Origin of the sequence: Pseudomonas sp. SG20052, assembly GCF_031766055.1 — a bacterium.
Lineage (GTDB): Bacteria > Pseudomonadota > Gammaproteobacteria > Pseudomonadales > Pseudomonadaceae > Aquipseudomonas > Aquipseudomonas mandelii.
The window spans coordinates 3195519-3204083 of record NZ_CP134498.1; the positions used below are offsets into that span (position 1 = coordinate 3195519).

Annotated in this window: 13 protein-coding genes; 10 read left to right on the forward strand and 3 right to left on the reverse strand. The window is 47.5% G+C overall.

Annotated features, from left to right (window positions below; all coding sequences use genetic code 11):
- Positions 1–121 precede the first annotated feature (121 nt).
- Positions 122–676, reverse strand: coding sequence for a hypothetical protein (locus RHP74_RS14600; protein WP_311100141.1), 555 nt, complete (start codon positions 674–676; stop codon positions 122–124).
- Positions 677–1405: 729 nt separating this feature from the next.
- Here RHP74_RS14600 and RHP74_RS14605 point away from each other — a divergent pair.
- Positions 1406–1816 carry a hypothetical protein gene (locus RHP74_RS14605; RefSeq protein ID WP_311100143.1) on the forward strand — a complete coding sequence of 137 codons (411 nt, stop codon included), beginning with the start codon at positions 1406–1408 and terminating at the stop codon, positions 1814–1816.
- Between the two features lie 560 nt (positions 1817–2376).
- On the opposite strand, the gene RHP74_RS14610 is transcribed toward RHP74_RS14605, so the two are convergent.
- The gene (locus RHP74_RS14610; RefSeq protein WP_311100144.1) at positions 2377–2676 is read right to left on the reverse strand and encodes a hypothetical protein; all 300 of its coding nucleotides are present in this window, start codon (positions 2674–2676) and stop codon (positions 2377–2379) included.
- Between the two features lie 98 nt (positions 2677–2774).
- Positions 2775–3197, reverse strand: a complete 423-nt coding sequence (locus RHP74_RS14615; protein ID WP_311100146.1) for a helix-turn-helix transcriptional regulator — start codon at positions 3195–3197, stop codon at positions 2775–2777.
- 157 nt (positions 3198–3354) lie between these two features.
- On the opposite strand from RHP74_RS14615, the gene RHP74_RS14620 reads away from it, so the two are divergent.
- From RHP74_RS14620 to RHP74_RS14660, 9 genes are all read left to right on the forward strand, one after another.
- Positions 3355–4485 carry a phage/plasmid replication protein gene (locus RHP74_RS14620; protein ID WP_311100148.1) on the forward strand — a complete coding sequence of 377 codons (1131 nt, stop codon included), beginning with the start codon at positions 3355–3357 and terminating at the stop codon, positions 4483–4485.
- Positions 4482–4715 (forward strand): hypothetical protein, encoded by a 234-nt coding sequence (locus RHP74_RS14625; protein WP_311100150.1) that lies wholly within the window; start codon positions 4482–4484, stop codon positions 4713–4715. Before RHP74_RS14620 ends, RHP74_RS14625 begins: the two co-directional genes overlap by 4 nt.
- Positions 4715–4975, forward strand: a complete 261-nt coding sequence (locus RHP74_RS14630; RefSeq protein ID WP_311100152.1) for a hypothetical protein — start codon at positions 4715–4717, stop codon at positions 4973–4975. Before RHP74_RS14625 ends, RHP74_RS14630 begins: the two co-directional genes overlap by 1 nt.
- A 255-nt stretch (positions 4976–5230) precedes the next feature.
- Positions 5231–5527 (forward strand): propanediol utilization protein, encoded by a 297-nt coding sequence (locus RHP74_RS14635; RefSeq protein WP_311100154.1) that lies wholly within the window; start codon positions 5231–5233, stop codon positions 5525–5527.
- A complete protein-coding gene (locus RHP74_RS14640; protein ID WP_311100156.1) occupies positions 5527–5751 on the forward strand; it encodes a hypothetical protein in 225 nt (74 codons plus the stop codon). The genes RHP74_RS14635 and RHP74_RS14640 overlap by 1 nt, the downstream gene beginning before the upstream one ends.
- 10 nt (positions 5752–5761) lie before the next feature.
- Entirely contained in the window at positions 5762–5989 is a 228-nt protein-coding gene (locus tag RHP74_RS14645; protein ID WP_263272907.1) for a major capsid protein, read from the forward strand.
- A gap of 144 nt (positions 5990–6133) precedes the next feature.
- A complete protein-coding gene (locus RHP74_RS14650; protein ID WP_311100158.1) occupies positions 6134–7183 on the forward strand; it encodes a hypothetical protein in 1050 nt (349 codons plus the stop codon).
- A 26-nt stretch (positions 7184–7209) separates the two neighbouring features.
- The gene (locus RHP74_RS14655; RefSeq protein WP_311100161.1) at positions 7210–7494 is read left to right on the forward strand and encodes a DUF2523 family protein; all 285 of its coding nucleotides are present in this window, start codon (positions 7210–7212) and stop codon (positions 7492–7494) included.
- 3 nt (positions 7495–7497) lie between these two features.
- The gene (locus RHP74_RS14660) at positions 7498–8532 is read left to right on the forward strand and encodes a zonular occludens toxin domain-containing protein (protein WP_311100164.1); all 1035 of its coding nucleotides are present in this window, start codon (positions 7498–7500) and stop codon (positions 8530–8532) included.
- Positions 8533–8565 lie beyond the last annotated feature (33 nt).

An 8565-nucleotide genomic window follows, 5' to 3' on the forward strand; every position in this document is an offset into this window, starting at 1 on the left:
CTGGCCGTTTATTGGTCTAGTTTCGCGCCCGCGAAACCCGAGCCAATATAACTAAACTAAACAGTCATTTAGCATAGTTATATTATTTGGCTATTAAAGTGGAGTAGGGTAGACCTAAACCTTAATAGGATTTTCCGGCTTTTAAGAGAGCCTGGAAGGCTTCCTCAGTGGCTTGTTCCGCCTCTTTGATTTGGTTGAGAACCGCCATAAGGTGCTGGGAAATTTCTTCTTCTAACGCCGAGTCTGGTAGATCAGCTAGGAGGCTCGACATCTTTTTTAGACGGTTCACTTGTGAGAATGCATTCGCAAGCCTGTTGTTGACTGTCTCGCTGAAGATGTCAGCTTTATCTAAGAATTGAGATGGTAGATCGATGGTGATTTTCGATGCTTGAGCAGCCAAATCTTTTCGGGCGTTTTCATCATTTAGCACGTCCAGTAAGTATGTTTGGTCGCTATCAGAAGGCACCACATAGCATCTGAATTTTGCGATTTCTATCTGGGTAGCTCCAACGGGTGTTGTCATGATCTGAGCTAGGAGCTTCGCGCTTGCGGCCCGTTCACGTTTTCTTTGAGCCTTGTCGAAGCTCCAGATAATAAGTGCGATGATTGCAGCAGCAGCCGTTGCGACAGCAGCTACAGCGTCCCAGTCGATTTTCCATTCTGTACAAAGCCACATGCAATTTCTCCGTCAATTGGTGAGGCAACGTTTGTCGGGCGGCATTCAAGCACGCAGTGATCAGCATCGCCAAGCTGAAAGCAGGAGGCGCCGTCAGGCTTCAAATCTGACCACCAGAGCCCCCCAGCTCCGTATAGGACGGTTCGCATAATTCGACGTACGTTATGTTAGCGAAGCCGTCCAGCAGGACGAATCAGGCGCCGGGAAAATTGCGAAGCCCCGGCGTCTGATTTACACATAGCGTGCATTATGCGTGGCCTTCACGAAACAGGCGCTTCACTAGGTGCAATCAGGGAGAGATTCCGGCTATGCCGTTTTGAGCCCGTGAAATAGGTGCTTCACCAGGTGCAATCAGGGAGAGATTCCGGCTATGCCGTTTTGAGCCCATGAAACACGCGCTTCATCAGGTTCAACCAGGGAGAGATTCCGGTTATGCCGTTTCGCACTCGCGAAACATTTCCGGATTTCTGAAAGGCAAAAGCCCAGTCACTGATGACCGGGCTCTGCAAGTGCCTCAAGGGCTACGCAACGGATATTACCGAGTTAGCGTTTCGCTGCCAAATCCCATGCTAAATGATTGCAAAAGCCAACCAGGTAATCGTCTATTTTCCCAAATTTGCTATCAATTTCCTCTTTATCCAAAAACTAGAATTCCAATTGTTGACCTGCCTTTACAGCGCCTTCTATATTCAGAATTCGGGACTACTCACCAATTTTCAAAGGGCATTTATGACTGAAGATGATTTAGTAAAATCGCTGGAAGATTTTTCTGTAGCTGAAGCTTTCAAGAACGCAAAAGGCAGCAAAATCAATGAGTTTCGTATTTTCTGGATTCACAAATCCAAAAATGCGGAGGAAAGCTATATGCAATTTCAGCGAGCCATGTCTGGTGATCATGAGATTTCGTTAGTCAAGATATCTGAGCTGCAGGAGCACTACCTCAAGCTGTGCCAATACCACTACGTTCTTTCAAAAAAATCTCAGCTTGTCGTCACTGAAGATGCTGAGGTTTTGAGCGCTGTAAATTCACGGCTTGATCAGGCTGAGCAGTGGAAATATTACGCAGGCGAATGCCTTGATACGATTCGTGATTGGACCTTTGAAGCAGGCCTTTCCGTATTTTCACGGCCTGATCAGTGAGTTGAGTATCACGCCCTTTAATTCTGCTGATCTCGGCCTACTCGAAGGGCATTAGGCGCTATGCCTTGACACTTGCGTCAGGTTTGGTCGAAGATTCTGGCGAGGGCTCAATAAGAGCAGGGCTGATCTGAGTGATGACGATATTGGCAGATCAGTGTGGATTGTGTGGGTCGTCACCCACATGGTAGCGGCATCGAGTTATGCGTTTTAGCTCGTTGGCATGTGACCCAATTCTTCAGGATTAGCTAAGCAAGCGCTGCGACTACCGACCCTCAATCCTGCTGACCTCGACCTGCCCGAAGGGCATTAGGCGCTACGACTTTTCCTGGTGAAAACCTCAATGTTTCCGCGCCGATACCCGGCAACGCCGGCCGGTCGACCCTCAAAGAAAAACCCCAGCGTTCCTGAGAGCCCTGGGGTTTTTTATCGCGTTCAAATTGTCTTTAGTCGCTGTGGTGTCTCATCGCGCCTTGATTTGCCCAAGGCTTCATCCCGGCTTTATCGCGCAGCTTGCGCGGTCCCGTGATGAGCAGACGCCATCGCAGGTTAGGTCCCGGAGGTCAGCTCAAAGCTTCTTCTAATTGTCGAAGCAAATCAGCTTCGTCTGCACCCAATAGAACCGCTTCCTTGACCTGCAGGCGTCCGTATTTCTCTCCGTCGACGACGGCACAGACGCCAATTTCTTGCCCTGGCCATCGCAGATTGAGGGTGTCACGGTGCTTCGGTTCATCACCGCCATCATGTTTAGAAATAAAGGCACCAGAGCGCATATCTATTACGCCGCCTTCCCGCAGTGCCGTGAAAAATTGCGGCAGGCTGGCCAGAAATTTAAGCAGCGGATGGTTTGACGTGGTTGGCATGCTGTTCCTTGCTCCAAAAAATGAATGATGACTTGGGCGATCCGGGTGGGGGTGCTGTTACACCCCCACTTTACCGAAGACTTCTTCGGTTTCCGACTTCACTTGCTCGCTTTTTCGTAGCGTTTCAATGGTAGAGCGAGGTTCTGTCGCTGCTTGTTTTCTTCCTTGTGAGCGTCGTCGAAATTGCGAATTTTCTCTAGCTCAAAAACGCGCTCCTGAACCAGCATTGCTCGGATGACTCGCTTGACTGTCTGTCGCGTCTCTTCTTCGGTTTTCCCTAATTCGCGCACCAGTAGTGCCAGGTCTCCGTCCTCAGTCAGCTCGTCGTCGTCGAACATGATCTGATCAGCTGAACAGCCCAAAGAGATGATTACCTTTTTGAGGTTTTCTGCTCGAGGGCTCGAAACCTCCCGCTCGATGTCTGCAAGCGTCCGCTCCGGGATACCGCTCAATTTTGCTAGCTCCTTCAGCTCAAGACCTTGCTTGAGCCGCTCTTGCCTGATCCTGGTGCCGATGCCCATTTTGCGTCTCCGAATGCGGTTTACCGTTTCTATCGGACAAGTATCGGCTAAAAACCGTTCTTTTTCTCTTGACTCAAACGGAAGACCGCCTATCATTGCGGAATACCGTCCTTTCGGATGCAGTTAACCGCTTTTGACTTGTCAGTAAGGCGCTCGGATGTTCATAGATTGGCTAACCATTTCGCAGGAGCACGACCACGATCTACCTCTCGTGTGCGACGTGTTTACCTTGACGATAGATGCCAATACAAACGAAGTCCTTAGCACTCGCCAGCCTCGTTTCAAGCATGAGGCCAGCTTTTCGACATCGGTCACCATTCATGTTCAGGGTCGCAAGATCCGCGTTGAAGGAAATCCCAGCCGGGTAGGGCGGCTCGACAACTTGTTTGGTTTTACTTCTATCGAGCAATGCGTCTCGGTTTACAACGCGCTGTTGCGTGAATACGGCCTTCCTGGTTTTACCCGCTGTACTCGCATTGATATTCGCCAGGGTGAGTCAGGAGCAAAGTGCGGCGACCGTATTGGCGATGGGGCAAAGATTGAACGGATAGATTTGACCACCAACGTTTCATTGGGGGAGGGCAATGTTCTTGCCTATCTGCGCGGCGTTTCTAGCCAGCGAATCGGTCATTCCATCGGCTTTCTGTATCCCAACGGGCGCACTGTTGCTTGGACTTCTAAAGGAAACGGTAAAGGCGGTCGTCTTCAATATCGAAAGGCGTATGACAAGGCCTTTGAAATGGATCAGAACTGTCTTCCAAAGACTAAGCGTGTCTTTGGTGAGGACTCAGAAGAATACAAATATGTTCAGCGAGTTAAAAACTACTGCGCACAAGAAGGCGTAGTTCGCATGGAACAAGAGCTTAAGAGCGAATATTTACAGCGTGAGGCCCTTTGCTATTGGGGCTTATTTGATGAAAGGCGTCTGGCCGAGCTCCATAGTGAGTTTTTAAAAATAGATGAAAAGTTAAAGGTGACTGCAATGGACCTTCAGAGTATTGCTGACAAACTGATTGAACAAGGTATTTGTAAGGGCAGGGCTTCTGCAAATGCCACTTCCTCTTACGCCATTCTATGGATGAGTGGTCATCATCACGGTTTGTCTCAGCGTGCTTTTGAAACGCATGCGGCTCGTCTTAATAAAATCGGCATTAATATTCGTAACGCTTGTGATACCAGTCGTTTTGCTCCGGTGTTTGTCCGCCAGTGTCGCGAGGTGACGAAAAGCACTTTGGCTGTGCCAACTTGGTATCAGCGCCCTAATCACCTGCACCAGGTTGCAGCGTGAGGACTGTAAGTTTTCAAGGCGTTCAGCTTACAAGCGGCCAGAAACGGCGTTTAGCTGAACAACAACAAGTGCGTGGTTCTTTCATTAATCCTGTTCTTGCTCAACAGGTCGAACAGACGTTCAAGGCTGTCGAGGCACGAAAAGAGCAGGGCGTTAAGCCTGAGCGTATTTGGTTTGTAGAGCGTCAAGAAGTAGGAACATCCTGTGTGGCCGAATGGATGGGTTTCTGATGGATAGGGTTGCTTATCAATATCTACGCTTTGCAGTAGAGGCGGAGTTTCTAAATGCTCTCAACAATCCTCAATGTGATGAACGTGCTGGGATCAATAGTCTTATGCGCTTGTTTTTATCTGCATTGGCTCAGCAAGAAGTAACTCGTCAACGTGCTGCACGAAAATTCAAAACCTTCAGGCGTAATCCTGAAGCCATAGCGCCCAGTTGGGCATACCGCAAGCCCGGCACTGTTCCCGGCTTTCCAACACTAAGATAGGGGCAGTATTAATATGGATGGAACTGTAATCAAGAAGACTTACTGCACTAAAACACAAGTGCTTCTTAAGGTCCGTGTAAAAAAATCTGGCCACTCACGTTATCTGAAAATTTATGACAAGGCTGATTTTGAATTGGCCGGACTCCGCATTGAAATAGATTTCAAAACTCCAAAAAGCTAACTTGCCGCCCAGTTGGGCATACCGTAAGCCCGGCACCGCTCCAGGCTTTCCAACATTGAGATAAGGGCATCACCATGTCTAATATTATTGTCGTCGAAGTAACTGGCAACCACCGTAGTGGTACTGCTGCTAAATCTGGTAAACCATACTGTATGTTTGAAGCATATGCTCATTTACCAAATATCCCGTATCCACAAAAGTGTACCTTTTACGCCGAGACTCCTCAGCAGGTTCCTCAGCCGGGAAAATATGAGTGTGATGTAATTGCGCAAGTACGTGATGATCGTCTTATTTTTGAAGTTGATCCGCGCCAAGGCCGCCGTATTAGTTCCGGTGCTCCTGCTTCTTCTGCAACTCAGAAGCCTGCGTAATGTCTGGCACCCTCTATTGTCCATCCGACATTTCAACCGAGGGTGGTATTCCGGTCTGTTCTTCATCATGGGAGGTCGTTAACAACTTGCCTCCTTTTGATCCGTCTCAGCTTGATCCAACTGTTTTGGCTCAAGCATTTGGGGCCGGATTTACCTTAGTCGCGTTCTTCATGGTCGGGTCTATGGGAATTCGGACGGTTTTAAACTTCATCAAACAATCCTGAGGATTTACCCATGTTCAAAAAGTCGTTTGCTGTAGCTGTTTCCGCTGTCGCCGTTACTGTCGCTGCTCCGTCTGTTTTCGCTGCTGAAGGTGCAGCAGCTTGGGATTACACTGGTCTGACTTCCTCGATCGACTTCAGCACTATCTCCGTGGGTGTCCTGGCTGTGGCCGGTATCCTTGCCGGTGTTTATGCCGGTATCAAAGGTGCCAAGATCGTTCTGGGTTTCCTGCGCGGTTAAGTCGTATTCCATGCGTGACCTGGGCGTCTTCGGGCGCCCTTTTTTTTATCAAAATTTGAGGCCGTTACATGGACCAACTCTATTATTTCGCCATGTTCGTCATTGGTTCTGGTTGTTCTTTCGCTGTCTTCTCGGGGTGGTGAAATGAAGTTCCTTTATGTGCTGCCTCTTTTGTTCTTGGCTTTATTTTCATCATCTGCTTTTGCTGGATGGAAATGCAACACCACAACTACCGCAGGATTTCCAAGTCAGTGCTCCAGGGCAAGTGTTAAAGATTCTCCTGAAACTCTGATCACTGCTTTTGTTGATGCTGTTGTTGCTCTCAATACAAACGTAAACCGAAAGGACTATAAGGCCGGTGTTTGCACCATGAACGGCTCAGAGAATGCCATTTGCGGCTACTCGTATACGTCTTTCGGCACAGTCACGAATAACAGCATCGGCGCTATTAAAGAAGCTGTTGTTTGTCCTGGAACTATTGAGGTTCGCGGGCCTGACTCTCCGTTAATTAAATCAAGCACTGATGGTAAATATTATGTCTCGTGGCGAACTGAGTCTGTTGAGTCTGACATTTGTCATAATTCATGTTCTTATTTGGCTAGCTCTGCACAATCAACTGGTTCCAGCTGTTACCGTTCTTCTGGTTCTACTAGCAGTGGTTTTTGTAACTTCTTCGTGGGTCTTAATTCCCCGAGTCCTTCATGCTCAGCTGAGGCCGGATATACCGCCCCGGCCGTTGGCGATCCACTCAACCCCAGTACTGATCCTGGCGACGGCGGCGACGATGGCACCGATCCTGACCCTGGGGATGGAGGAAATCCAGGCGATGGTGGTGACGGTGGGGATGGTGATTCCGGTTTTGACGGTGAGCTCTCTTTCTCTAATCCCGGATCGTTGAAAGCTGATTCTGTTTTAGATAGTGAGGTTAACGCTGTTCACTACCAGGCCTTTGTTCATGGTATGCAAGTTGATCTTAACCATTCTGGTTTTGGTGTTGCTATGGAGGAATTCCAGCAGAAAATATCCGCCTCTAACTCCGGTGGTACATGCCCAACTGCTGACATAGCAATCCTAGGCACTATCATTACCTTCGATGCACATTGCGTATTGTTTGCGGAAATTTCTCCGATATTAAGTGCCGTTTTTCTTGCTGCTTGGTGCTTGGTCGCGCTTCGCGTTTTTCTTTCTGCATGATTTCGTTTCTAAGGTCGGAGTGATTTATGACTGCTTTTAGTGACTGGCTTTTATCCATTTTTCAAGAGATATTGCAATTCTTTATTGATGCTGTTGTTTCTATTGCTGATTGGCTTTATCAAGCCCTTTTAGACCTGATTAGCACGAGTTTTATTGTTGCTCTTATCACTAATGCAGGTGAATTGTTTACTGCTATAGATCCGTCTGTTTGGTATTTCCTTAATATATTTCAAATTCCTTTCGGGATCACTGTAGTTACCAGCGCTTATATGTTGCGTTTTCTTGTTCGTCGTATTCCGTTTATTGGGTGATTTATGGCTATTCATGCTTATGTTGGTAAACCTGGGCACGGCAAAAGTTACGGCGTTGTCGAACATGTTGTAATTCCTTCGTTGAAACAAGATAGGCATGTTGTCACTAATATACCTTTGTCAATTGATGATCTTTTGGCCACTTACGGGGGGAATATTACTCAATTGCCTGATAATTGGTTTGAGCTTGATGACCTTTCCGAGATTATTCCGTCTGGATCTGTCGCTATCATTGACGAATGCTGGAGGAGGTGGCCTGCCGGTAAAAATGTTAATCAAGCTAATCTATCTGATAAGTCACTGCTTGCTGAGCATAGGCATCGTGTCGATGATAAGAACAATTCAATGCGCGTTGTTCTTGTAACTCAAGACCTTGCTCAGATCTCGTCATGGGTGCGTCTTTTAATCGAGACTACTTATCGGATTAGGAAAATCACCAAAAAGACCTTTAAGGTTGATATTTATAATGGCGCTGTTACTGGTGATGCACCCTCAAAAACAAAGTTAATAAGGACTACAGCAGGCAATTTTAAGGCGTCCGTGTATTCATTTTATAAGTCTGCTACTCAATCAAACTCTGGTGTCGTGGGTGATGAGTCTTCCGCAGATGGCCGTTCAAGTATTCTGCGTTCCTTTGGCTTATGGGCTGCGCTAGGTTGTTTTATCGTTTGTATTGTCCTGGGTGTTTATTTTGTTAAAAGGTTTTTTACTACCGATCAACCTGGTGTAAAGAATGCGGCTTCCTCTTCTGCTCCCAAACAACCCAGCGCACCTGTTGAGCCTCCAATTTCAACGACGTGGCGGCTTGTTGGCTTTGTGCATCCTTCAAAGCCCGATCCATCTTCAAAGGCAGTGTCTGAGGCTCTTGCCCTGGTAGCCGATAACAACGGGAATACTCGGTACATTTCTTTTTCTCATTGCCGATATTTTCCGGACTTTACTGAGGCTTATTGCTTAGTTGACGGCTTCAAAATTACTAATTGGTCATTAAAGAAACCTAACCCAATTACAGGTGGGTTAATTGGGGGAGGTCTTTAGCGTAGCGCTAAGACCGCTCCCAATTAATCAACC